Here is a 23,096-nt window from a genome sequence, read left to right as displayed (position 1 = left end):
CCCGCCGACGTCGTGACGGGGACAGCTCACTCGAACAGATCGAGCAGCGAGGTCTCGCTCTCGGACCCCACCACACCGAGCGGCTTCGCCGAGCTGTCGTCGAGGATCTCCTCGAGATGATCCTTCACGTCCTCCGGAGTGATCTCCGTGTTCGTGTAGCCGTCGTTCATCGCGAGCGAGAAGCGCTGGATCAGTCCGCCCTGCGCAAGGATCGTCTCTCCGCTGATGCTGCACTCCTCGTGCGCGAGGTAGGCGACTACCGGCGACACCATCGCTGTCGTGTAGTTGGCTTTGAGGTTCTCTTTCAGCGCATCCGGCAGATCCGCCTCGGACGCCATCCGGGTGTACGCGGTCGGGGCGATCGCGTTGACGCGGACTCCGGACTTGAGCGCCGCGATCGACACCGTCCGGGTGAAGACGTACACGGCCCCCTTCGACGCCACGTAGGCGCTCTCGCCCTCCCAGCCCGACAGCGTCGGCGAGCAGGTGTTGACCACCCGACCGCTGTTCGCCACCAGGTGCGGCCATGCCGCCGCGGTGACGGCGACGGTTCCGAGGAAGTTGATCTCCATGTGCCGCCTGATCGAGTCGACCGCCGTGGGGCCGAACGGGGACGGGCTGTCCACGCCCGCGTTGTTCACCACGATGTCGAGCCGCCCGAAGGCGTCGACCGCCGCGTTCACGACCGCCTCCGCGTCCTTGGTGATGTCGCCCGTCGCCACTGCCGCGCGTCCGCCCGCCGCGGTGATCGCGGAGACGGCCTCCTGCGCCGCAGCCGAATCGAGGTCGTTGATCACCACAGCGGCTCCCCGCTCGGCGAGCAGTTCTGCGTGCGACCGTCCGAGGCCGCGACCGGCACCCGTGATCAGTGCGACTTTGCCGTCGAATCTCAGCATTGGTAATCCTCCCAATCGGATGAGATCTTCGCCGGAACGCCGCTGGTCGTGCGTCCGCGCATACGGCACCATTCTTCAAGAGACCGACCGCACCGGATTGTCCAAGAAATTGGACACTTCTCGGACACTCGAAGCCCGGCCGGTCGGCTCACCTCGAGTTCGACAGACCTCGGAAGACCTTCATCGTGTCGCCGGCCGGCGCCTGCGCGGTCACCGCGTAGAACACCAGGACGATCTGTCTCTACGCGCCAGCTGATTCCTGACCCGACGTTCGCTGCGACGGCACCGCCCCAGCCAATCGGCCGTCAGTAGAGTCGAAGCGAGACGACGTCAAGCTGCTGAGTCGTCCGAGCACCGCCGCAGCCCCCGGCGGAGGTGGAGAATAGAGGAGAGGATGTCGAGATGTCGTCAGCCGATGCCCCCGTCGTAGTCGCCGTCGACGGTTCCGTCGAGGCCCTGAACGCCGCACGTTGGGCCGCACTGGCCGCCGCTCGCCTGCACCGCGACCTGCACATCGTCAGTGCCGTCCACCCGTTCAGCCCACAGTTCAGCTTCGCCGGCCTCTCCGCGGAAGACGCCGCCATCCGTGCCGCCCGGGCATTCGCCGAGACCGCGACGCAGACCGCGACCGACCTCGCGGCGGAGGTCGCGCCTGACGTCACCGCTCATCGGCACATCGTCGAGGGCAGGGCCGCGCTGGTCCTGCGCGATGCTTCGACGCGGGCGCACCTGCTGGTCGTCGGACGCCGCGGCCTCGGCGGAGTCCAAGGGCTGCTGATGGGCTCGGTGAGCACCGACATCACCGCGCACGCGAACTGCCCGGTGGTCGTCGTGCCCGGCAGGGACGACGCGGTGGACGACCGCCCCGGCACCGGGCCCGTCGTGGTCGGCGTCGACGACTCCCCACTGTCGGAGGCGGTCATCGCGCACGGTTTCGATCAAGCCGCGTCGCTGGGCACCTCGCTGACCGCAGTGCATGCCTACGGCGGACTGACCGGCGAGGAGTTCTACGACGACCCTAGCGTCTTGGAGCGCGCCCGTACGGAAGCCGACGAGACGCTGGCAGAGCATCTGGCCGCCTACGCCGACGATTTCCCCGGCGTCGAGACCACCACCGTGATCACCGCCGGCACCCCCGCCGATGAGATCAACCGGATTGCAGCGGATGCTCAGCTGGTGGTGATCGGCAGCCGCGGTCACGGAGGCTTCCGCGGTCTCCTCCTCGGCTCGACGAGTCAGGCGGTCCTGCAGGTGGCGGGATGCCCGGTGATGGTCGTTCACGAAGACCGCTGATCGCACACTGATCTCGGGCCAGGGCTACGCGATGACGCCGTCCTCCCTCAGACGGGCGAGTGCGGGCGCGTCGAGACCGAGGACCTCGGAGAGGACCGCGTCGGTGTCGTGTCCGAGGTCGGTCGCCGGCGCGGTGCCCGAGTACTCGGAGTCCCAGCGGGCCGGGGCGTTCGCCGAGATGACCTCACCGATCCCCGGCTGGTCGATCGCCGTGAGGACCGGCTCGGCCGAGGGGTCCTCGGCGAATTCGGCGGCGACGTCGGCGGTGGTCTTGTACGGGCCCCACAGGACGCCGGCGGCCGAGAGGCCGGCGTGCACCTGCTCGGTGGTGTGCGCCGCGAACCACGGCCGCAGGACGGCTTCGATCAGCTCACGATGGGCGTAGCGGCCCTCGTCGGTGTTGAAGTCGGCGCCGAGCGACTTCTCCAGGGCGGCCAGCACTTCGGTGGTGCCGGTCGCCGCCCCGATGGCGCTCCACTGGCGCGGGGTGAGCGCGACGATCATCACCCGGTCGCCTTCGGACGAGGCGAAGTCGGTGCCGAAACTGCCGTACAGGTGATTGCCGTGGCGGGCGCGCGGGCCGCGCTCGGCCGCTTCGGAGAACCAGCCGAGGTTGGCGACCGCCGCCATCGCGACATCCGAGAGTGCGATCTGCACGTGCGCGCCCTGACCGGTGCGGTCACGACGGCGCAGCGAGGCGAGTACCGCGGTCACCACTTCCTGCCCGCACAGCAGATCCCACGCGGGAAGGATGTGGTTGACCGGCCGATCGGTGTCGGCCGGACCGGTCAGTGAGGCCACGCCCGAACCGCCGTTGACCGTGTAATCGACCGCGGCCGAGCCGTCGGCCCGGCCCTCCACCCGCACCGCGATCACGTCGGCGCGACGCGCGGCGAGCGCCTCGTACGAGAACCAGCTGCGTCCGACGGCGTTGTCGACGACGATGCCCGCGTCCGGACCGGGGGCCGTGGCGAGCGCCAGGAGCAGGTCCCGGCCCGCATCGGCGCGCAGGTTCAGTGAGACCGATTTCTTGCCGCGGTTGAGCGAGTTCCAGTACAGGCTCTCGTCCGACCGCACCGACAGCGGCCAGCGCTTGAAGTCCGCGTTTCCGCCGATCGGATCGACGCGGATCACCTCGGCGCCGAGCTGCGCCAGTGCCATGCCGGCGCTGGGGCCGGCGACGAAGCTCGCGAATTCGACGACTCGAATACCGTCGAGCGGACGTGCGAGAGCGGTGCTCATGCTTCCTCCCCAGAAGTGGTCGCGGACGCGGCGGCCTGGCTGAACTCGCCGCGGACGGCGTCGGTGTGCTCGCCGAGCGCGGGCACCGACCCGGACAGTCGCGGCCAGGAGCGGGCGGCGGCCGGCGGCAGCAGCGCCGGAACCTCGCCGCCCGGCGTCCCGATGGTGCGCCAGCGTCCGCGTTCGGACAATTGGGGATGCTTCGCCAGATCGCCGACGGTGTTGAACCGCGCGTTGCCGATGCCTGCGGCATCGCCCGCGGCGGCGATCTCGTCCAGCGTGTGCTCCCGCGTCCACGCGGCCACGGCCTCGTCGAGCTCGGCCCGGTGCACCACGCGGTCGTCGTTGTGCGCGTAGGTCTCGTTCGCCGCCAGATCCGGCCGATCGATCATCTCGCACAGCCGCTGCCATTCGCGATCACTCGTGGTGCCGAGCACCGCGGTCTGACCGTCGGAGGTGGGGTACGCGCCGTAGGGCGCGATCATCGGCGATCCCATGCCGACCGGGATCGGTTCGACGCCGGTGTGGATCACCTGATTGAGCGCGAATCCCATGAACTCCGAGACCACGTCCAGCATCGAGACCTCGATGACCGCCCCGGCGCCGGTGCGGTCGCGATCGTAGAGCGCCGCCAGGACCGTCGAGTAGACGTACACCGCGGTGCCGATGTCGGCGATCGGGATGCCGGGCTTGGCCGGGGCGCCTTCGGTGCCGGTGATGGCGCACGATCCGGTCTCCGCCTGGATCAGCAGATCGTAGGCGCGTTTGTGATCGGCGGGACCGCCCTTGCCGTAACCGGAGACGTCGGCGATGATGAGCCGCGGAAACCGCTCCGCGAGACTGTCGATGCCCAGGCCGAGCCGGTCGAGGGCCCCCGGCGCCATGTTGCTGACGAGCACGTCCGCCCGGCCCAGCATGGCGACGAGGATCTCCACGTCGGCGGGATCCTTGAGGTTGAGCGCCGCCGACTCCTTGCCGTAGTTCAGCCAGGTGAAGTGCGCCGAGGTGCCCTTGACGACGCTGTCGTAGTGCCGGGTGCTGTCGCCGTAGCCGGGGTTCTCGACCTTGATGACGCGCGCGCCCAGGTCGGCCAGGTGACGGGTGGCGAGCGGCGCGGAGATGGCCTGCTCCATCGTCACCACGGTGATCCCGGCGAGCGGCGCCTCCGAGCGAGTCGCGGTCATCGACGCTCCACCTTGCCGGTGAACAGCGGACCGGGGACGTTGAAGTCGGGATCGCGCTTGGCGCGGTGCGATGCCACGCCCTCCTGCACGTCGGGTCCGCCGAATCCGTAGAACTCGTAGCCGAGCGAAGCGTCGAAGATCGCCCAGTTCTGTCGATACCAGTTGTTCAGCGCGTGCTTGCTGAACTGGATCGACGATGCCGAGCCGCCGGCCAGCCGCTCGGCGATCTCCATCGCCTTGTCCTGCACCTGGTCGTCGTCGACGCACAGCGAGACCATGCCGAGTCGCTCGGCCTCCTCGCCCGTCATCACCTCGTTGAGGAGCAGGTGGTACTTGGCCTTCGGCATGCCCGCGAATAGCGGCCAGGTGATCGCCGCGTGGTCGCCCGCAGCGACCCCGAGGCGGACGTGACCGTCGATGATCTTGGCTCGACGGCCCGCCACCGAGATGTCCGACAGCATGGCGGTCACGAGGCCGGCGCCGACCGCGGGACCGTTGATCGCCGAGACCAACGGTTGCGGCAGGTCGATGAGATTGCGGACGAGGTCGCGGGCTTCGCGGAGCACGCGGGTGCGGTCATGCCAGTCGCCGACCATGTCCTCGACGAGGTCGAAGCTGCCGCCGGCGGAGAAGACCCGGTCGCCCTCGCCGCGGATCAGCACGGCCTTGACCGACTCGTCGCGGGCGATACGCGTCCAGATGTCGGCGAGGTCGCTGTGCCGCTGCGGGCCGACCGCGTGCATGTCCGGCCCGTCGAGCACGATGCGGAGCACGCCCTCCGACGGGCGGTCGATGGTCAGGGATTCGAAATCGTCATACGTCTGCATGGGCCGACGACCTTCCAGCTATAGGTGAGGGGGCCGGGAACTGCGCTCGGAGCCATGATTATGGATTATGCATTATGCGTTGACGCGGGACCATCGAGCGGCGACTGCGCCGCGTCGGCCCTACCACTCAGATCATCAATAATATATTATGCGTAGGTGGCAGTCGCCACGAACGAGCGCGAGGAGATTTCATGTCACAGGTCAGTCCCGAGGACTTCGCCCAGATCAAGGACGCTGTTCACGAGTTCATCCGGACCAGGGTGGTACCGCGGGAACGGGAGATCGCCGACAACGACGCGATTCCCGCTGATCTGGTCGCGACCGCCAAGGAGATCGGACTGTTCGGCTACGCGATTCCTCAGGAGTGGGGCGGCCTCGGCCTCGACCTGACGCAGGACGTCGAACTGGCGCAGGAGTTCGGGTACACCGCACTCTCGCTCCGGTCGATGTTCGGCACCAACAACGGCATCGCCGGACAGGTACTGGTGAACTTCGGCACCGACGAGCAGAAGGCCGCGTGGCTCGAGCGCATCGCCTCGGGCGAGGTGGTCGCCTCGTTCGCACTCACCGAGCCCGGCGCCGGGTCGAACCCCGCGGGTCTGCGCGCCAAGGCCGTCGAGCAGGAGAACGGCGACTGGGTCATCGACGGCGCCAAGTGCTTCATCACCAACGCACCGCTGGCGAATCTGTTCGTCACCTTCGCGCGGGTCCGTCCCGCCGACGAGAACGGTCCCGGCATCGCCGTGTTCCTGGTGCCCGCCGAGACGGCAGGCGTCTCGGTCGCCGAGCACGACCGCAAGATGGGCCAGGAGGGCGCCTGGACCGCCGACGTCCACTTCGACGGTGTCCGCGTCCCTGCGTCGGCACTCGTCGGCGGCAACGTCGACGTCGGCTACAAGGCCGCGATGACCTCCCTCGCCCGCGGGCGCGTGCACATCGCCGCCCTCGCCGTCGGCTCGGCGCAGCGCGCGCTGGACGAGTCCCTGCGCCATGTCGCCGTGACCACCCAGGGCGGCACCCCGATCGGCGACTTCCAGCTGGTGCAGGCCCACATCGCCGATATGCAGGTCGGCATCTCCGCCGGTCGTGCGCTGGTGCGCGACGCCGCCGCGAAGTACGTCAGCGGCGAGGACCGCCGCATCTCGCCGTCGGTCGCCAAGGTGTTCTGCACCGAGATGGTCGGCCAGGTGGCCGACAAGGCCGTCCAGGTCCACGGCGGCAGCGGCTATATGCGGGAGATGCCGGTGGAGCGGATCTACCGTGACGTCCGACTGCTGCGCCTGTACGAGGGCACCAGCGAGATCCAGCGCCTCATCATCGGCGGCGGGCTGGTCCGCCAGGCCAAGAAGGATGCGACGAAGCAGTGACGACAGCTGCGCACCACGCCGCCGGCGACCTCGCCCGCGGCGCTCACACCCTCCTGTTCGTCCCCGGCGACCGCCCGGAGCGGTTCGAGAAGGCCGCCGCCGCGGGTGCCGATCTCGTGGTCGTCGACCTCGAAGACGCCGTGCCCGCGGCCAATAAGGCGAAGGCTCGTGCCGAGGCCGCGGCGTGGATCGCCGCCGGTCACACGTGCGCGGTGCGGATCAATGCCGCCGACACCGAGCACTTCGACGCGGACGTGTCCGCCCTCGCGGGCAGCGGTGCCGCGATCATGCTGCCCAAGGCCGAGGATCCCGCGGCGGCCGCGCGGCTCACCGAGACCACCGGCAGCGCGGTGATCGCCCTGATCGAGACAGCGCGCGGCGTCTTGGCGGCCGCGTCGATCGCATCGGCTCCCGGCGTGGTCCGTCTCGCGATCGGTACCTTCGACCTCGCCGCGCAACTCGGCGTCGACCCGACCGACACCGAAGCCCTCGCGGCCTCCCGTGGCGCGCTGGTCCTGGCCTCGGCGGCCGCCGGTCTCACCGGTCCCGTCGACGGCGTCACCGGATCGGTGGACGATCCCGACCGGGTCCGCGCCGACGTCGCGTACGCGCGACGTCTCGGCTTCGCGGGCAAGCTCGTCATTCATCCGAAGCAGCTCGACCCCACTTCGTCGGCGTTCGCCCCCAGCGCAGACGACATCGCGTGGGCGCGGCGGATCATCGAAGCGCTGGGAACCGACGGCGTAGCCGTGGTCGACGGCCAGATGGTCGACAAACCCGTCGTCGATCGCGCGCGCAGCATCCTCGACCGCGCGTAGCGCCCGACCTCGAACTCGAAACTCGACAAACCTCAACCCACAGGAGCACCGCAAAATGTCCGGACCACTTCTCGAAGGCAAGACCGCCGTCATCACCGGTGCCGCGCAGGGCATCGGCTACTCGATCGCTCAGCGCTTCATCGCCGAAGGCGCCCGCGTGGTGCTCGGTGACATCAACCCCGAGCAGGTCGCCAAGGCCGCCGAGGCGCTCGGCGGTCCCGAGGTCGCCGTGGGCGTCGCGGGCGACGTCACCTCCTCCGACGACGTCCAGACGCTCGTGCGCACGGCCGTCGACACCTTCGGCTCCCTCGACGTCATGGTCAACAACGCGGGCATCACCCGCGATGCGACCATGCGCAAGATGACCGAGGAGATGTTCGACCAGGTCATCAACGTGCATCTCAAGGGCACCTGGAACGGCACCCGCCTGGCCGCCACCATCATGCGCGAGCAGGGCAGCGGAGCGATCGTGAACATGTCCTCGCTGTCGGGCAAGATCGGTCTGGCCGGCCAGACCAACTACTCGGCCGCCAAGGCCGGCATCGTCGGTCTGTCGAAGGCCGCCGCCAAGGAACTCGCCCACGTGGGGATCCGCGTCAACGCGATTCAGCCGGGCCTCATCCGCACGGCGATGACCGAGGCCATGCCGCAGAAGGTCTGGGATCAGAAGATGGTCGAGATCCCTATGGGCCGCGCCGGCGAGGTCGACGAGATCGCCAAGGTGGCGCTGTTCCTCGCCTCCGACCTGTCCTCGTACATGACCGGAACGGTCATGGAGGTCACCGGCGGGCGGTTCATGTGACCATGACCGGCACCGCCGACACTCCCGTCTTCGAGGGCTGGACCGCTCACACCGTCACCACCGAGGAAGTGGTCGACGCCGGCCGGGTCCGCGCCCTGGCGCATCTGTTCGACGACGGTCTGCCCGTACCGCAGATCGGCGATCCGCTGCCCCCGCTGTGGCATTGGGTCGCGCTCCCGGAGTGGTCCGTCTCGAGCAGCCTCGGTCTCGACGGACACCCGCGGCTCGGTTCGTTCCTGCCGCCGGTCGGTCTGCCCCGGCGCATGTTCGCCGGCGGCACGGTCTCGTTCCCCGGAACCATCCGGGTCGGCGACACCATCACCCGCGAGTCGACCGTCGAGTCGGTGACCGACAAGACCGGTCGCAGCGGCCGGCTGGTGATCGTGGTGGTCGCCACCACGCTGTACGCGCCGGACGGCACCGCCGCGGTGCGCGAGAAGCAGAACCTCATCTACCGGGAAGCGGCACCCGTCTCCGCGCAGCCGGCGGCCGACCCCGCTCCGGCCTCGGCCTTCGTCCCGATCGGCAGCCCGATCGTGCCGTCGGAGACCCGCCGGTGGGATTTCCTGACCGACCCGACGCTCCTGATGCGGTTCTCCGCCGCCACCGCGAACGCCCATCGCATCCACTACGACTGGCCGTACGCCACCCGTGTGGAGGGCTATCCGGGACTGGTGGTGCACGGACCGTTGATGACGCTGTCGCTGGCGGAGACTCATCGCCTGCTGGCCGACGGCACCGTGGTCGACACCGTCTCGCATCGCAACTCCAAGCCGCTGTTCTGCGGAGACGACGCCGCGCTGGTGTACTCGGGCACGGGCATCGACGCCCGCGTGGAACTCGTCGGCGCCGGTGGCGACGTCCACACCGCGATCGACCTCGCCTTCGCCACCGGAACCACCACCGACCAGGGAGCCTGGTCATGACCCGCGTGTTCTCGTCGCTCGATCAGCTCCGCGACGCCCTCGGCGAGGAGATCGGCCCGAGCGCGCCGCTCGTCGTGGAACAGGAGCGCATCGACGCCTTCGCCGATGCGACCGGCGATCACCAGTGGATCCACGTCGACACCGAGCGCGCCGCCGACGGCCCGTACGGCACGACCATCGCTCACGGATTCCTGACGCTCTCGCTGATCCCGCTCTTCGGGCGGGATCTGTATTCGATCGAGTTCGGCTCGGCCCGACTCAACTACGGCCTGAACAAGGTCCGGTTTCCGGCGCCGGTCCCGGTCGGCAGCTCGCTGACCGCCACGGTGACGTTCACCGACATCGCCGAGGGACCGGCCGGTGCGACGGTGACCGCGAAGTACGTGATCACCGCGGAGGGCGCCGCCAAACCCTCGTGCATCGCCGAGTTCCTGGTGGTCGTCACCGGCTGATCGGCGAATCCGCTCAGCGGCAGCCGACGTGCCGCCTCCGATCCCGCCGCCGCCGTGAAGCCGACCATCTTGAGTCCGTGGGCGGCTCGGACGTCGAAGAGGCTGGAGTCTTGTATCCGCCGATCTCCAGGATCCGGATGCCTTCGAGGGGCGGGTGTTGCATGGCGATCCCCAATGACAGCTTGCTAATACTATATACAATAAGGAACGGAACCCGGGACCGAAATCCCGGGAACCGCTCTGTCAGACCGCTTCGAACGTGGCCGCCATGCCCTGGCCGCCGCCGATGCACATGGTCGCGAGGCCCTTGCCTCCGCCGCGGCGATGCAACTCGTGCAGCATCGTCGTGACCATCCGGACGCCCGTCGCACCGATCGGGTGCCCCAGCGAGATGCCCGAGCCGTTGACGTTGACGCGCTCCTCGTCCCGCCAGTCCCAGCCCTCCAGGACCGCCAGGACCTGGACCGCGAACGCCTCGTTGAGCTCCACCACATCGAGCGCGTCGAGCAGTTCGTGCACGGACACGCCCGTCCGGGCGGCGAGCCGCTGGACCGCGGGTACCGGACCGATGCCCATGCGCGCCGGATCGCAGCCCGCGGCGGCCCAGCCGGTGAGGAAGCCGAGCGGTTCCAGACCCAGCTCGTCGAGCTTGTCCTCGGCCACGATGATGCAGGCCGCCGCCGCGTCGTTCTGCTGGCTGGCGTTGCCCGCGGTGACGGTGCCGCCCGGGCTCACGGTGCGCAGCTTGCTCAGCGTCTCGACGGTGGAACCGGGACGGATGCCCTCGTCGCGGGCGAAGACGATCGGATCGCCCTTGCGCTGCGGGACGGTCACCGGGACCACCTCGTCGTCGAACTTCCCGGCCTCCCACGCCGCGTGCGCACGCTGATGACTGCGGGCCGCGTAGGCGTCGGCGGCCTCGCGGGAGACGCCGTAGTCCTTCGCGAGGTTCTCGGCCGTCTCGATCATTCCGGAGATCTTGCCGAAGCGATGCTCGGGCTGGCTGCGCTCGCGGCCGCGGTCGAGGCGGTCGTAGAGCACCGAGTTGCCCGCGCGCGAACCCCAGCGATTGCTGGTGGAGTAGTACTCGATCCGGCTCATCGACTCGATGCCGCCGGTGAGCACGGCATCGGCGGCACCGGTCTGCACCATCATCGCCGCGGTGACGATGGCCTGCAGTCCGCCGCCGCATCGACGGTCCAGCTGCATTCCGGGCAGGGCGATCGGCAGGCCGGCGTTCAGCGCCAGCCATCGGCCGACGCACGGCACCTCGGAGTTGGCGTACGACTGCGCGAACACCACGTCGTCGAGGCGCTCCGGGTCGATGCCCGAACGCTCGACGACCGCGTTGATGATGCCGGCGCCGAGATCCTCGACCGGCACATCCTTGAGGGAACCGCCGAACGTGCCGACGGGGGGTGCGCAGCGGACTCACGATGGCCGCGCGGCGAAGGGTCTGCTGAGTCATGGTGAAGTCCAGTTCCTTCTCGATCAGATCTTGTTGCGCGCGATGTGCTGCGCGGCGATGACGTTGCGCTGGATCTCGTTGGTGCCCTCACCGACGATCATCAGCGGTGCGTCGCGGAAGTAGCGCTCCACGTCGTACTCCTTGGAGTAGCCGTAGCCGCCGTGGACGCGGATCGAGTCGAGAGCCAGCTGCATCGCCGTCTCCGACGCGAACAGCTTGGCCATTCCGGCCTCGAGGTCCGCGCGCTCGCCGCGGTCGAGCTTCTCAGCGGCGTCGACGGTGAGCAGGCGGGCGGCCTGCTGCTTGGTCGCCATGTCGGCGATCATGTTGCCGACGCTCTGGTGCTTCCAGATCGGCTTGCCGAACGACTCGCGCTCCTGCGCATACTTGGTGGCCGCCTCGAGCGACGCCTGACCGACGCCGAGCGCACGGGAGGCCACCTGGATGCGCCCGACCTCGAGGCCGCGCATCATGTGGCCCCAGCCCTTGTTCGGCTCTCCGCCGAGGACGGCGTCGGCGGGCACCTTCATGCCGTCGAAGACCAGCTCGCAGGCCTCGACGCCGCGGTAGCCGAGCTTCGGGAGCTTCTTGGAGACGGTGAAGCCGTCGCCCGGCTCCACGAGGATGACGCTCATGCCCTTGTGGGCCGGGCTGGCGTCACGGTCGGTGATGCACAGCAGGCCGAACAGTCCGGAGTGCGCCGCATTGGAGATCCAGGTCTTGGATCCATTGATGGTGAAGCCGTCCTCGCCGGGCGCCGCGTAGGTGCGCATGGCCTGCAGATCGCTGCCGCCGCCGGGCTCGGTGAGAGCCATCGTCGCGCGGATCTTGCCCTCGGCCATCTCCGCCAGGTACTTATCCTTCTGCTCCTGGGTGCCGAAGGTCTTGATCAGATACGTGATCACCGAGTGTCCGCCGATCGCGCCGGCGAGGCTCATCCACCCGCGCGCCAGTTCCTCGCAGACCCGGGCGAAACACGCCATGCTGACGTCGACGCCGCCGTACTCGGCGGGCGCGAGCAGACCGAAGAAGCCGAGTTCCTTCATCTCTTCGATGAATTCCTCGGGATAGATGTCGTCGGCTTCGAACTCCCGAACACGCGAGGCCACCCGCTGGTCGATGAAGTCGCGGACCAACGACACCATCTCTTGTTCGTCCTTGGTCAGTGCCATGAGCTGAAAGCCTTTCTAGCCGGGATCGTCGTCTGGATCACGTCCATCATCGGTAGCATAATATATTATGCTCAGATAACCCAGTGGCCCGGGACACAGCAGCAGCCCCGGTGCGCCGGCCGGATCGCATCGACCCGGATCGCGTTGAAGAGGAGCCGAGACAGCATGAGCACCCGACCGTTCTCCGCCGACTACTGGAGCGCCGTCGAGGTGATCGGCCCCGACCAGGCGCGGGCGATGCAGGAGTCGCGGCTGGCCGAGCAGCTCGCGTACCTCGCCGCCAACAGCGAGTTCTACCGGGCGAAATTCGCCGAGCACTCGGTGAACATCGACCGAGTGACGACGCTCGACCACCTGGCCGATCTCCCCTTCACCGAGAAGCAGGAGCTCCGGGACAGTCTGGCGGAGCATCCTCCGCTCGGCTCGCACGTGGCGGCGCCGATGTCGGAGATCGTCCCGATCCAGGCGTCGTCGGGCACCACCGGCAGCCCGTCGTACGTCGGCCTCACCGAATCGGACATCACGATCTGGAGCGAACTCGGCGCCCGGGCCCTGTACGCCAACGGCTTCCGGCCGGGCGACCGCATGTTGCACGGATTCGGCATGAGCAAAGGCTTCGTGGGCGGGCTCCCGGTGGTCCAGATCGCCAGGCACATGGGCATCGTCGACATCCCTATCGGCGCGGAGGCCGGTGCCGAGCGTCTGCTGCGCGTACAGGCCGACCAGCGTCCGGAGGCGCTCATCGGCACGCCCAACTTCCTCGCCTACCTCGCCGAACAGGCGCCGGACATCGTCGGTGTGCCCGCCGCCGAATTGGGCGTCCGCAGCATCAGCGTCGGCGGCGAGCCGGGCGGCGGACTGCCCGCGATCCGCGACAAGCTGCAGTCGCTGTGGGGCGCCACCTCGCGCGAGATGCTCGGCGGCACCGACCTCGGCTGCATCTACTGGGGCGAATGCGAAGCCGGGGAGGGCATGCACTTCCACTCGCCGGATCTGATCATCGCCGAGATCATCGATCCCGCCGACGGGCAGGTGCTCGCCCCCGCGGCCGGCGTCGAGGGGGAAGTGGTGTACACCGCCCTCGGGCGTCGGGCGTCGGGCGTCGCCGCTGCTGCGCTTCCGCACCCGCGATCACGTCGTCGTCACCGCCACCGACTGCGCCTGCGGTCGGACCGGATACAAGGTTCGGTGTGTCGGGCGCACCGACGACATGCTCATCGTCCGCGGCATCAACGTGTTCCCGTCAGCGGTGAAGCAACTCGTGGAGGAGATGGCGCCGCTCACCACCGGGCACATCCGTATCCGCCCCGACTTCGAGGGTCATTCCACCCAGCGTCCACTGCCTGTGGTGGCCGAAGTCGCCGACGCCGTCGACCCCGCACGCCACCCCGAGGTGAAGGCCGCCATCGAGGACCGGATCCGCTCGGCCCTCAACATCAAGGCCGATGTGGAGCTGATCGGCGAGGGCACGCTGAAGCGGCCGGATCACGTCAAGGTCGCACCGGTCGAGCGCGACGCAGGCGCGGCCGCGCAGTGAGCGGGCCGCGTCCGGGCCTCTCTCAGGCGTCGACCCAGCGCACCACGTCCGACAGCTCCGCACGCGAGGTGCGGTAGGTGTTGGTCGGGGTCGGCGTAGCCGAACGAGATGCCGAGCAGGACCTTGCGATCGTCGGCGATCGCGAAATGCGACCGGATCAGCGGAGACGCCATCGCGAGGGCCGCCTGCGGAATGGCGCCGAGACCGAGTGCCCGCGCCGCCAGCAGGAAGTTGCTCACGTAGAGCCCGGAATCGACGGCACCGTACACATCGTGCACCGCGTCGGTCGTCACGATCGCGACGTGCGGCGCACCGAAGAGCCGGAAGTTCTCCATCGCCTGCTTCGCCGATCCCACTCGGTCAGAGCCGCGCGGGATCGCTCCGTTCCCTCGCCCTCGGGTGACGATGACCTGCCACGGCTGCGTGTTGCACCACGACGGCGACCGCTGAGCGATCGACAGCAGCCGCTCGATGTCCGCACGCGGAACCTGCCGGCCCTCCTGATAGCCGCGGCAGCTCCAGCGGCTGTCGAGCAGCGCCTCGAGGACGCGACCGTCCTCGTCCGGCGACTCGAGCGTCGCGGTGCCGGGTTTCGTAATGATCGATCTGTGCAGGCAGAAGCACACCTGCATCAGCGTAGAAACGCAACGCACTCGCCGTCAGACCGCTCCGCCGCGCGAACGATCCGATCGACATCAACCTGGAATCTGCCACCCGGACATCATCCGGCTTCGACCTACTTGAATGTCAACCGGCGCGGACGCCTCGACGGACGTCGTGACCGGCAACGCCTACTCCGCGTCCTTCCACAGTCCGCGCTCCTCGAGCATCTGGACCACGTAGTCGGCGCTGTTGACGATGTGCTTCTCGGTGATCTCGCGTGCGCGCTGGGCGTCGTGCGCGGTCAGCGCGTCGAGCATCTGATGGTGTTCGGGCGTCACCGTGCGCACATGCGACTCGATCGACGCGTAGAACGAGTTGGGCAGGTGCTTGACGATGGACGCCAGCAGTCGAGCGAGCCGGTCGGAGTCGGCCGCGAGATTGATCAGCCGGTGGAACTGGTGTCCGAGGTCCCCGATGGCCTCGGTATTGCCCGAACTCACCGCGGCATCGCACTGCGCCATCACTTCTTCGAGCTGCTGGAGCTGGACATCGGTGATCCGCTCGGCCGCACGCGCGGCGAGTTCTCCCGACAACTGTGCCTGCGCCCAGAACAGATCGCGCACGTCCTGTCGCGTGAACTCCGCGACCACGAAACCACGGCGGGGCACGGCCGTGACGAATCCTTCGTTCGACAGGCGCAGCAGGCCCTCGCGCACCGGAGTGATCGAGACGCCGACCGTCTCCGCGATCGGCTCCATCCGCAAGAATTCGCCCGGCTTGAGGTTGCCCGACATGATCTGTTCACGGACGTAGCTCGTGACCGCGTCCGGCAACTGCTTATGCCGTCCACGGCCGCTCGACACGGGTGCACTCACGATGATCTGCCGCCTCACTGGTGTCGGTTCTGTCACCTGGATAATATCTTTCACACAATGCGCACGACGCGCCGGGCACTCGAGTGTCCGGCGCGTCGTGCGTTGCAATTTGATTGACCCGTGCGCGGTTCAGCTGATGGCACCCGATGCGTGCAGTGCGGCGAGGCGCTCGGCGTCGAAGCCCCAGTCGGTCAGTACCTCGTCGGTGTGCTCACCCGGTTCGGCCGGAGGCCGCGAGATGGAGCCCGGCGTCCGACTGAACCGCGGCGCGGGCGCCGGCTGCGGTACGCCCTCCACTTCTACGAAGGTCTCACGTGCCACGAGATGCGGGTGCACCGGCGCTTCTGCCAGTGACATCACGGCAGGTCGAAGAGCTTCCTGGGCGGCGTACGTCACCAGATCCGCCTCACCCCGGAGGCAGAACCGCATATTATGCACGATGGTTGGGGCAGCGAACAGAGACGAGGACCCATGGGCAAGTTGTGTGCGACCGAGAACCTCAGCACCGAACAGCGAGACATCCTCGCGACGGTCCGGGATTTCGTCGACCAGCAGATTCTGCCCATGGCCACCCATCTGGAACACGCGGACGAGTACCCGACGGAGATCGTCGCGCAGATGAAGCAGATGGGGCTCTTCGGCCTCACCATCGACGAGGAGTACGGCGGACTCGGCGAGTCGCTGCTCACCTATGCGCTGGTCGTGGAAGAGATCGCCCGTGGCTGGATGAGCGTCTCCGGCATCATCAACACGCATTTCATCGTCGCCTACCTGCTGCAGCAGCACGGCACACCGGAACAGAGGGCGAAGTACCTTCCCCGCCTCGCAGCCGGCGACCTCACCTGCGCCTTCTCCATGTCCGAGCCCGGTCTGGGGTCCGACGTCGCCGCCGTCACGACGTCCGCCACCCCCGACGGCCGAGGACGGTACACCGTCAACGGCCAGAAGATGTGGGTCACCAACGGCGCGAGCTCGTCACTCGTGGCCGTCCTGGTCCGCACTCCCGAGGGGCGCGACCGTCCGCATCAGAACCTGACGACCTTCCTCATCGAGAAGACGCCCGGATTCGGCGAGGCGGCACCTGGCCTCACGATCCCCGGAAAGATCGAGAAGATGGGGTACAAGGGCGTCGACACCACCGAACTGCTCTTCGACGACTATTCGATCGACGCCGCCGAGATCCTCGGCGGCGAGCCGGGCCGGGGCTTCTACCAGATGATGGACGGCGTCGAAGTCGGCCGCGTCAACGTCGCCGCACGCGCCGTCGGCGTCGCCCACCGCGCCTTCGAGCTCGGCACCTCGTACGCCCAGCAGCGCGAGACCTTCGGCAAGCCGATCGCCGAGCACCAGGCCGTCCTCTTCCGCATCGCGGAGATGGGGACGAAGGTCGAAGCCGCGCATCAGATGGTGGTCCGCGCCGCCCGCGTCAAGGACGCGGGCGAACGGAACGACCTCGAAGCCGGAATGGCGAAGTACCTGGCCTCCGAGTACTGCCGCGACGTGGTCGAGGACGCCTTCACGGATCCACGGCGGATACGGTTTCGCCAAGGAGTACGAGATCGAACGCCTCTACCGCGAGGCCCCCATGCTCCTGATCGGCGAGGGAACCGCCGACATCCAGCGGATGATCATCGGCCGGCGGCTGCTGGAGAACTACTCCGAACGGTGACGGGCTCCGGAACACGCGGAAGGCGGACCCGGCACACCGCCGTGATCCGCCCCGCCGTCGTGTCTGTCCGTCAGGCCAGCCCGAGCTGTCCCAGGAGTGCGAGATTGTCGTAGTAGACGCGGTGCGCGCTCACCTTTCCGTCGGTGACGAGAAAGGTGTCGATGAGTCCGAACTCCACCTTCTTTCCGGTCGGCGGCACCTCCCCGTTCGGCGTGGCCAGCGGGCCGGTGTGCGTCCCCGTGAAGACCTGCTCCACCACGACGCCGTTGTCGTCGGCCCAGATCTGGCGCGGCGTGAGCCGGATGTCGGGAAAGGCGGTGTAGAACGCGACGGCTGTCTGCACGATCCCGTCGCGGCCCTCGAAACTCGTCCCGCCCGGCAGTTCCACGGCGACGTCATCGGCGAAGATGCTGCCGAACAATTCCATATCCTTCTCTGCAAGTCCTCGGTTGTGGGCATCGACGATATGGTCGGATAACGCGGTCATAGGAGTCCTCCTCGATTGGCTGATTGAGAGTGAACCCACTATGCGCGCGTAGTCCGCACGCGAAATGTCCAAGATTCTGGACGTCGACGAAACGAGCGTCAGCCGAGTTCCACCAGCAGCACGCCGGCGATGATGAGGGCCATGCCCAGCAGCATCCGGCCGGTCAACGGGTCCTTCCAGATCACGCGGGCGAGCGTCGCTATCGCCACGATGCCGACGGCGGTCCAGATTCCGTACGCGACACTGACCGGCACGCCGGCGTCGAGGGCGAAGCCGAGGAAGACGAAGGCACAGGTGTATCCGATCCCCACCAGGATCAGCCAGCGACGGCGACCGGCACCGGCCGCACGCAAGCCCAAGGTGCCGGTGACCTCCGAGGCGATCGACAGCAGCAGCCACACCCAGCTCACAGCACCTGCTCCTCGCTCGCGGCGCCGACGGTCTTCGCCCCCGTCTCCACCACGACCACACCGAGGATGATCAGCGCGATTCCGATGATCGCCCGCGCCCCGAGCGTCTCACCGAAGATCACCACGCCGAGCACTGCGACGAGTGCGACGCCGGAAGCACCCCAGATCCCGTAGGCGACGCCGATGTGCATACCGGCGCGCAGGGTCTGCGCGAGCAGAGCGAAAGCCGCGCAGTAGGCGACGATCACCACGGGAATCCAGCCGGGATGGTCGACGGTGGCGCGCAGGGTGAGCGTCCCGGTCACCTCGGCGGCGATGGCGCCGCCCAGCAGCAGCCACTTCACCGCTCCGCCCCCTCGGCGGCGTCGATCAGCGCGAGCGCGTGGCGTCGGACGGCGGGAAGATCGTCGGCGGGGAACACGCCGGTGGCCTCCGACATCCACGCCCCGTCGGCGCAGAAACGCGCGGCCGTCAGCCGTGCCCGCGCCGGTACGGGCACGTCCTCGAGTGCGAACCACGGTCCGAGGACACGAGCCCAGGGTTCGGTCAGTGCGGGGTGGTAGAGCGCATCGGTGAAGATCCAGTAGTCGGCCCGGGATACGTCGGCGGTGGTGGCGACGGTGACGTACGCGCGGTAGCGGTCGAAGACGGCCAGGTCGGCGGGACCGGCTCCGGCGTGCGCGCGCAACAGCGAGTCCCAGTGGCGCGCAGCGTATTCCACCAGACCGAGCATGAGTTCCCGTTTGGTCGGGAAGTGGTACATCAGGCCGGGTTTGGTGATCCCGGCACGAGCGGCGACCGACTCCAGGGAGATCGTCACCCCCTGCACCGATTCGCTCTCTTGGGCCAGTTCCTTGGCCGCCTGCAGGATGCGCACCCGCGTCTCGGACTCCATCCGGCCACTTTACCTTCCAGAAGGTAAAGTGCGGACACAAAGAAGCGCCGGCCCGCCGGGGAGTTCCCGACGGGCCGGCGTGCGATCACTTGTCGCCGGTGAGCTTGTCCTTCACCTTGGCGGCCGCGTCCTTGACCTCTTCGACGCCCTTCTTCACCGCGGCCGCGGCCTGATCGGCCTTGCCCTCGTTCTTGAGGTCGTCATCGCCGGTCAGCGAGCCGCCGGCCTCCTTGGCCTTGCCCTTGAGCTCGTCGGCCTTGTTGCTCATCTTGTCTTCCATCGCCATTGCGGCAACTCCTCTTCTCGGATTTCACTTCGGTTATTGCAGCGCGTCCAGGTGAATGAAGACCTGGACGTGCACATCCGAATCCCCCAGCGCGATTCGGAGGTCTTCGATCGTCGGCGTCACAATGCCGACGATCTCGTCGTACGAGCGCTCGGGTGCGACGTCGACCGTGATGCGGATGATCGCCTCGCCGCGGTCGTCGATCGCCTGCACGCGCACCTGGCGCAGGACAGTCTGTGTGGCGAGTTGTTCTTCGACGGCCGAGGCCACCTGCTTGAGCGAGACCGTCATCGTCCCCTCGGGCCCGCTGCCGTTCAGCACCAGGAGTTCGGGTCGGCGCGGCGCGATCGTGGTCCGGATCAGCCTCCAGCCCCAATACAACGCGAGCAGTGCGACGGCGACCAGGACGGCGGCGAACCAACCGGCGGCGGTCGCGTCACGGATGCCTCCGGTGTCGATTCGGTCCACCCACCCCTCGACCGGGTGCACCGACAGTTGGTGCAGGATCACCCCTGCGGCCAGTACCAGACACAGAAGCCCGATCACACCGATCGACAGTCGGTGCAGGGCTGCGGCTCCGCGGTTCATTCGACGAACTCTTTCCTCGGCCCCCGGACCTTCACCACCACGTGCTTGCCGGAACTCACCGCCCCGACCGCGTCATCGGCCACTTGCGCGATGCGATCGCGGTCGACGGGCCCGGACGTGCGGACGGTCACCCTGATGCGGCGGCGTCCCACCGTCGTCAGCGCATGCCGGACGTTGGGCACCTCGGAGACCGCCGCGCTCGCGCGGCGCGCGACGTCGACCGGGCGGGTCCACACCACGCGGACGCCGTCGACGTTGAGGTGCGTTCGCCGGCGGGGCTTCACCGCGAGCCAGAGCAGGACGAGGCCGACCACGGCGCAGACGGCGGGGATCGCCCACATCCAACCGCTCCAGGTGGACGACCCGAGATTGTCGGCGGCACGGTGAGTCCAGGTCTCCCCGGAGACGGCGCCGGTGGTCACCAGTAGGTCCCGGATCATCGCCCCGCACAGCACGAGCAGCGCCACCCCGAGCAGCCCGCCGGCGATGGCGGCTCCGGGGAACCCCGCCGGATCGCGAATCGGTTCATCGCTGATGTCCCGCAACTCGTCGTCACGGTCTTCGGCGGCCGACGGTGTCATGGTCTTCCCCCTTCGTCAACGGCTTCGCCTGCAGCGGGCCCGTCGTCGGGATCGGGCAGTTGCACGAAGCCGTTCTTCCTGAATCTCGCGGCGGCTCCGGGCACCACCGCCTCCACCGCGACGTTCACGCGCACCGGGCGGTTCCCGGTGAGCCGGTCGAGTTCGTCGCCGACCTTCTGCCGCACCCGTGAGCAGGTGGCGGAGATCGGTGAGGGCCACGCGAGCGCCAACGTGAGGTCCACGACGTGGGCGGCGCCGCCCGCGCTCTCCACCCGCACCCGGGGATAGTCGGAGCCCGCGGTCGCCTCACCGCCGACGAACGCGCCCAGCCGACCCGCCATCGATCCGTCGTGACGGACCACGCCGTCGACGCTCAACGCGGCGGCCAACGCGATCTTCTCGAAGACGCTGTCCGCCATCGTCAGCCGACCGGGCGCGGTGGTGTCCGGCACGTTGGCCGACGGGGCCGAGACGTCAGCCACGGCTGCGTCCGCGCGCGATCGCGCGCACATCGATGGTGCCGTCGACCTGCAGGCCCACGATCAGCCCGACGGCTCCGAGGATCAGCGCCAGGATCAGACCGCCGAATCCGCCGGTGGTGGCCGCCAACGCCAGCAGCAGGCCCGCGAACAGGCCGATCGTCGCAGCTTTAGTCATCGAGTTCTCCTTCAGATTCGGTCGTCGCGGTCCCGGCGGCGGCGGGTTCTCCGGTGGTGACGTCCTCGATGGTCACCGAGAACCGGCGGCCGCTGATCTCACTGGCCGTGTCCGCCACCTGCGCCGCCACCTCGCGCAGGTCGTGGCGCAGATCGACCACGATGTGCACCGAGCCCTCCTCGTCGGAGAGCCGGATGCCGCTGACCCGTTCGCCCGGGAGATACGTGGCGACCTCGCCGAACATTCCGCCGTCGAGTTCCACCACTCCGGGTACCGCGAGCACGGCGGCGGCGATGTCCTTCACCAGCGCGTCGTCGGCCGAAGGCGGCGCCATCACTGGACCCGCGGTTCGCCGAAGTCCTGGTCCTCGTCGTCGAAGTGGATGTCGTGCACGGTCACGTTCACTTCGGTCACTTCCAGGCCGGTCATCTGCTCGATCGCGTTGATCACGTTGCGGCGGATGGCCCCGGCGAGTTGGTGGATGGCCACGCCGAATTCGGCGACGATCGAGATGTCGATGGCGGCCTGCCGCTCCCCGACCTCGACGTCGATTCCCTGAGTCACGCTGGTGCTGGTACCCGGCAGCACGTCGCGGACCTTGCCGACAGCGCGTTCCGTGGTACCGCCGAGGTCGTACACACCGTCGATCTCGCGGGTGGCGATTCCCGCGATCTTGGCGACGACGACGTCCGCGATCGACGTGGTGCCGAGGCTGCCGTTGAGCGCGGTCGTCGAGTTCCGGGCCAGTTGGACGTCGCGCCCGGTGGTGCGCGGACCGTCGGTGTCGGTGCCTGCGTCGGTCGACTTCGCGGTGGTCTGTTCGCTCATGCTGGTCCTTTCCAAGGGACCCCGTCGGTTCCGGGGTTGTATATAGTCAGTCGCAGCCGAACAGAAAGTTGCACGCGAATCGGTGAATGATCTGAATCACACCAACGGTCACCGGGCGAGCCCTGGTCTGGACGACTTCTCCGACGAGGAGTTGGCCGCCGCCGCAGGTGCCGGTGATCCGGAGGCCTTCGACGTCCTGATCGGCCGAACGGCGCCGCTCCTGCTGCGATTCGTCCGGCGCATGATCGACGATCCGCAGGTCGCCGAGGACGTCGCGCAGGAGACGATGATCGCGGTGTGGCGCGCACTGCCGGACTTCGAGTTCCGCAGCGCGGTCCGCACCTGGGTGCTCGGCATCGCTCATCGCAAGGTGATCGACCACTATCGCCGCCGCCGGGAACTGCCCACTGAGAACGAGCAATTCGCCGACCTCGAGTCGGCCCAGCCGCTGCCGAGCGAGGCCGCCGAGCGAGCCGAATTGGTCGAAGCACTCCGCACCGAACTGACGCACCTGCCGCCCGTACCGCGGGCGGTGTGGTGGCTTCGGGAGGTCGAGGGCCTCTCTCTCGGCGAGATCGAGTCGGTACTGAAGATCAGCAACGGTTCGGTGCGTGGGCACCTCCAGCGCAGTCGGACCTTCCTCACCACTCGCCTCGCGCCGTGGAAGCCTGGGAGTAGCGGGATGCCGAGCCCGGAGGAACGCATCGGCGAACCCGAAGCACAGCGACAGAGTCGAGAGAGGAGGACGCGGACATGAATTCAGAGGCTGTAGGCGGAGATCCGACCGACGCCTGGCTGGTGGACGCGAGCCGCCGCCTCGATGAGCCGACCGGCGACGTCGCACGCCTGGTCTCGGCGATCGCGTCCGGACTGCCCCGGCTCCGTCGGCCCGGCCGCGACCTCGCCACCGACGACCCGAGGGTCCGCGTCAACGACCGCGTCCTCAAGCAACTCTTGGCCACGCGGGTGCGGAACGCCGTCGGCCGCCTGGTGGTCCACGTCCGGCTGGACGGCGACGACGATGAACTCACCGGCCTCACGATCGGGCTCGTCGCCCGCTACCGCGACGACCTCCACGCCGAGGCCGACCGAGTCCGCGACGCCGTCGAACAGGTTCTGGGCCAGACCCTCGGCCCGGACCGCGCACGGCGGGCCGGCGCCCAGGTGCATGTCCGTTGGCAGGACGTGTACAGCCGGGAGTGGCTGAACTGAGAAGGGGGTTGGGGCGAGGCT

General features: G+C 68.4%; 28 protein-coding genes and 4 pseudogenes. 10 read left to right on the top strand and 22 right to left on the bottom strand.

Annotated features, from left to right (window positions below; genetic code table 11):
- Positions 1 to 26: 26 nt before the first annotated feature.
- Positions 27 to 896: an SDR family NAD(P)-dependent oxidoreductase gene (locus ABFX36_RS02440; protein WP_045538555.1), complete on the bottom strand. Its 870-nt coding sequence runs from the start codon at positions 894 to 896 to the stop codon at positions 27 to 29.
- A 402-nt stretch (positions 897 to 1,298) separates the two neighbouring features.
- On the opposite strand from ABFX36_RS02440, the gene ABFX36_RS02435 reads away from it, so the two are divergent.
- Positions 1,299 to 2,189, top strand: coding sequence for a universal stress protein (locus ABFX36_RS02435; protein ID WP_006896908.1), 891 nt, complete (start codon positions 1,299 to 1,301; stop codon positions 2,187 to 2,189).
- 24 nt (positions 2,190 to 2,213) lie between these two features.
- On the opposite strand, the gene ABFX36_RS02430 is transcribed toward ABFX36_RS02435, so the two are convergent.
- The 3 genes from ABFX36_RS02430 to ABFX36_RS02420 are packed head-to-tail and all read right to left on the bottom strand — an operon-like array spanning position 2,214 to position 5,442.
- The gene (locus tag ABFX36_RS02430) at positions 2,214 to 3,431 is read right to left on the bottom strand and encodes a CoA transferase (protein WP_006896909.1); all 1,218 of its coding nucleotides are present in this window, start codon (positions 3,429 to 3,431) and stop codon (positions 2,214 to 2,216) included.
- Positions 3,428 to 4,615, bottom strand: a complete 1,188-nt coding sequence (locus ABFX36_RS02425) for a CaiB/BaiF CoA transferase family protein (RefSeq protein WP_062367207.1) — start codon at positions 4,613 to 4,615, stop codon at positions 3,428 to 3,430. The genes ABFX36_RS02430 and ABFX36_RS02425 overlap by 4 nt, the downstream gene beginning before the upstream one ends.
- Positions 4,612 to 5,442, bottom strand: coding sequence for an enoyl-CoA hydratase/isomerase family protein (locus ABFX36_RS02420; RefSeq protein ID WP_062367205.1), 831 nt, complete (start codon positions 5,440 to 5,442; stop codon positions 4,612 to 4,614). Before ABFX36_RS02420 ends, ABFX36_RS02425 begins: the two co-directional genes overlap by 4 nt.
- A 191-nt stretch (positions 5,443 to 5,633) precedes the next feature.
- Here ABFX36_RS02420 and ABFX36_RS02415 point away from each other — a divergent pair, with 191 nt between their 5' ends.
- Genes ABFX36_RS02415 through ABFX36_RS02395 form a run of 5 tightly spaced genes read left to right on the top strand, consistent with a single transcriptional unit; the run spans position 5,634 to position 9,807 of the window.
- Positions 5,634 to 6,809 carry an acyl-CoA dehydrogenase family protein gene (locus ABFX36_RS02415; protein ID WP_006896912.1) on the top strand — a complete coding sequence of 392 codons (1,176 nt, stop codon included), beginning with the start codon at positions 5,634 to 5,636 and terminating at the stop codon, positions 6,807 to 6,809.
- Positions 6,806 to 7,627, top strand: coding sequence for an HpcH/HpaI aldolase/citrate lyase family protein (locus ABFX36_RS02410; RefSeq protein WP_062367202.1), 822 nt, complete (start codon positions 6,806 to 6,808; stop codon positions 7,625 to 7,627). The genes ABFX36_RS02415 and ABFX36_RS02410 overlap by 4 nt, the downstream gene beginning before the upstream one ends.
- 55 nt (positions 7,628 to 7,682) lie before the next feature.
- Complete coding sequence (gene fabG / locus ABFX36_RS02405) at positions 7,683 to 8,429, top strand: 3-oxoacyl-ACP reductase FabG (protein ID WP_006896914.1); 747 nt, start codon at positions 7,683 to 7,685, stop codon at positions 8,427 to 8,429.
- A gap of 2 nt (positions 8,430 to 8,431) precedes the next feature.
- The gene (locus ABFX36_RS02400; protein WP_039867636.1) at positions 8,432 to 9,355 is read left to right on the top strand and encodes an HTD2 family dehydratase; all 924 of its coding nucleotides are present in this window, start codon (positions 8,432 to 8,434) and stop codon (positions 9,353 to 9,355) included.
- Positions 9,352 to 9,807, top strand: a complete 456-nt coding sequence (locus ABFX36_RS02395) for a MaoC family dehydratase (RefSeq protein WP_006896916.1) — start codon at positions 9,352 to 9,354, stop codon at positions 9,805 to 9,807. Before ABFX36_RS02400 ends, ABFX36_RS02395 begins: the two co-directional genes overlap by 4 nt.
- A 243-nt stretch (positions 9,808 to 10,050) precedes the next feature.
- Here ABFX36_RS02395 and ABFX36_RS02390 read toward each other — a convergent pair.
- From ABFX36_RS02390 to ABFX36_RS02380, 3 genes and pseudogenes are all read right to left on the bottom strand, one after another.
- A pseudogene (locus ABFX36_RS02390) lies at positions 10,051 to 11,275 on the bottom strand (acetyl-CoA C-acetyltransferase).
- A 23-nt stretch (positions 11,276 to 11,298) separates the two neighbouring features.
- A complete protein-coding gene (locus ABFX36_RS02385; protein ID WP_006896918.1) occupies positions 11,299 to 12,447 on the bottom strand; it encodes an acyl-CoA dehydrogenase family protein in 1,149 nt (382 codons plus the stop codon).
- 15 nt (positions 12,448 to 12,462) lie between these two features.
- Positions 12,463 to 13,572, bottom strand: a complete 1,110-nt coding sequence (locus ABFX36_RS02380) for a hypothetical protein (RefSeq protein WP_346074767.1) — start codon at positions 13,570 to 13,572, stop codon at positions 12,463 to 12,465.
- A gap of 85 nt (positions 13,573 to 13,657) precedes the next feature.
- On the opposite strand from ABFX36_RS02380, the gene ABFX36_RS02375 reads away from it, so the two are divergent.
- Positions 13,658 to 13,984, top strand: a complete 327-nt coding sequence (locus ABFX36_RS02375; protein ID WP_006896920.1) for a phenylacetate--CoA ligase family protein — start codon at positions 13,658 to 13,660, stop codon at positions 13,982 to 13,984.
- Positions 13,985 to 14,006: 22 nt separating this feature from the next.
- On the opposite strand, the pseudogene ABFX36_RS02370 reads toward ABFX36_RS02375, so the two are convergent.
- The 4 genes and pseudogenes from ABFX36_RS02370 to ABFX36_RS02355 form a co-directional block, all read right to left on the bottom strand.
- Positions 14,007 to 14,616: pseudogene (locus ABFX36_RS02370) on the bottom strand (nitroreductase).
- 13 nt (positions 14,617 to 14,629) lie between these two features.
- Positions 14,630 to 14,680 (bottom strand): annotated as a pseudogene (locus ABFX36_RS19020) (hypothetical protein); the annotation flags it as partial.
- A gap of 95 nt (positions 14,681 to 14,775) precedes the next feature.
- Positions 14,776 to 15,468, bottom strand: a complete 693-nt coding sequence (locus ABFX36_RS02360) for a GntR family transcriptional regulator (protein ID WP_372452473.1) — start codon at positions 15,466 to 15,468, stop codon at positions 14,776 to 14,778.
- Between the two features lie 123 nt (positions 15,469 to 15,591).
- Positions 15,592 to 15,819 (bottom strand): hypothetical protein, encoded by a 228-nt coding sequence (locus ABFX36_RS02355; protein ID WP_039867638.1) that lies wholly within the window; start codon positions 15,817 to 15,819, stop codon positions 15,592 to 15,594.
- A gap of 114 nt (positions 15,820 to 15,933) precedes the next feature.
- On the opposite strand from ABFX36_RS02355, the pseudogene ABFX36_RS02350 reads away from it, so the two are divergent.
- Positions 15,934 to 17,131 (top strand): annotated as a pseudogene (locus ABFX36_RS02350) (acyl-CoA dehydrogenase family protein).
- Positions 17,132 to 17,201: 70 nt separating this feature from the next.
- Here the strand turns inward: ABFX36_RS02350 and ABFX36_RS02345 are convergent.
- From ABFX36_RS02345 to ABFX36_RS02295, 11 genes are all read right to left on the bottom strand, one after another.
- Positions 17,202 to 17,618 carry an ester cyclase gene (locus ABFX36_RS02345; protein ID WP_082781281.1) on the bottom strand — a complete coding sequence of 139 codons (417 nt, stop codon included), beginning with the start codon at positions 17,616 to 17,618 and terminating at the stop codon, positions 17,202 to 17,204.
- 98 nt (positions 17,619 to 17,716) lie between these two features.
- A complete protein-coding gene (locus ABFX36_RS02340; RefSeq protein WP_006896926.1) occupies positions 17,717 to 18,028 on the bottom strand; it encodes a DMT family transporter in 312 nt (103 codons plus the stop codon).
- Positions 18,025 to 18,372 carry a DMT family transporter gene (locus tag ABFX36_RS02335; protein ID WP_006896927.1) on the bottom strand — a complete coding sequence of 116 codons (348 nt, stop codon included), beginning with the start codon at positions 18,370 to 18,372 and terminating at the stop codon, positions 18,025 to 18,027. Before ABFX36_RS02335 ends, ABFX36_RS02340 begins: the two co-directional genes overlap by 4 nt.
- Positions 18,369 to 18,923, bottom strand: a complete 555-nt coding sequence (locus ABFX36_RS02330; RefSeq protein ID WP_222110817.1) for a TetR/AcrR family transcriptional regulator — start codon at positions 18,921 to 18,923, stop codon at positions 18,369 to 18,371. Before ABFX36_RS02330 ends, ABFX36_RS02335 begins: the two co-directional genes overlap by 4 nt.
- 85 nt (positions 18,924 to 19,008) lie before the next feature.
- Positions 19,009 to 19,209 carry a CsbD family protein gene (locus tag ABFX36_RS02325; protein WP_006896929.1) on the bottom strand — a complete coding sequence of 67 codons (201 nt, stop codon included), beginning with the start codon at positions 19,207 to 19,209 and terminating at the stop codon, positions 19,009 to 19,011.
- A gap of 33 nt (positions 19,210 to 19,242) precedes the next feature.
- The gene (locus ABFX36_RS02320; RefSeq protein WP_006896930.1) at positions 19,243 to 19,797 is read right to left on the bottom strand and encodes a hypothetical protein; all 555 of its coding nucleotides are present in this window, start codon (positions 19,795 to 19,797) and stop codon (positions 19,243 to 19,245) included.
- Positions 19,794 to 20,378, bottom strand: coding sequence for a DUF6286 domain-containing protein (locus ABFX36_RS02315; protein WP_006896931.1), 585 nt, complete (start codon positions 20,376 to 20,378; stop codon positions 19,794 to 19,796). Before ABFX36_RS02315 ends, ABFX36_RS02320 begins: the two co-directional genes overlap by 4 nt.
- Positions 20,375 to 20,860, bottom strand: a complete 486-nt coding sequence (locus ABFX36_RS02310; protein WP_006896932.1) for an Asp23/Gls24 family envelope stress response protein — start codon at positions 20,858 to 20,860, stop codon at positions 20,375 to 20,377. Before ABFX36_RS02310 ends, ABFX36_RS02315 begins: the two co-directional genes overlap by 4 nt.
- The gene (locus ABFX36_RS02305) at positions 20,853 to 21,035 is read right to left on the bottom strand and encodes a hypothetical protein (protein WP_006896933.1); all 183 of its coding nucleotides are present in this window, start codon (positions 21,033 to 21,035) and stop codon (positions 20,853 to 20,855) included. The genes ABFX36_RS02310 and ABFX36_RS02305 overlap by 8 nt, the downstream gene beginning before the upstream one ends.
- Positions 21,028 to 21,369: an Asp23/Gls24 family envelope stress response protein gene (locus ABFX36_RS02300; protein WP_006896934.1), complete on the bottom strand. Its 342-nt coding sequence runs from the start codon at positions 21,367 to 21,369 to the stop codon at positions 21,028 to 21,030. The genes ABFX36_RS02305 and ABFX36_RS02300 overlap by 8 nt, the downstream gene beginning before the upstream one ends.
- Positions 21,369 to 21,863 carry an Asp23/Gls24 family envelope stress response protein gene (locus ABFX36_RS02295; protein WP_006896935.1) on the bottom strand — a complete coding sequence of 165 codons (495 nt, stop codon included), beginning with the start codon at positions 21,861 to 21,863 and terminating at the stop codon, positions 21,369 to 21,371. Before ABFX36_RS02295 ends, ABFX36_RS02300 begins: the two co-directional genes overlap by 1 nt.
- An 82-nt stretch (positions 21,864 to 21,945) precedes the next feature.
- On the opposite strand from ABFX36_RS02295, the gene ABFX36_RS02290 reads away from it, so the two are divergent.
- Positions 21,946 to 22,620 carry an RNA polymerase sigma factor gene (locus ABFX36_RS02290; RefSeq protein WP_006896936.1) on the top strand — a complete coding sequence of 225 codons (675 nt, stop codon included), beginning with the start codon at positions 21,946 to 21,948 and terminating at the stop codon, positions 22,618 to 22,620.
- Positions 22,617 to 23,075 (top strand): hypothetical protein, encoded by a 459-nt coding sequence (locus ABFX36_RS02285; protein ID WP_006896937.1) that lies wholly within the window; start codon positions 22,617 to 22,619, stop codon positions 23,073 to 23,075. The genes ABFX36_RS02290 and ABFX36_RS02285 overlap by 4 nt, the downstream gene beginning before the upstream one ends.
- Positions 23,076 to 23,096 lie beyond the last annotated feature (21 nt).

Source organism: Gordonia cholesterolivorans (assembly GCF_039531975.1).
GTDB classification, from domain to species: domain Bacteria; phylum Actinomycetota; class Actinomycetes; order Mycobacteriales; family Mycobacteriaceae; genus Gordonia; species Gordonia sihwensis.
The sequence above is the reverse complement of the archived record's forward strand: the minus strand, read 5'-3'. Positions and strand labels throughout refer to the sequence as shown.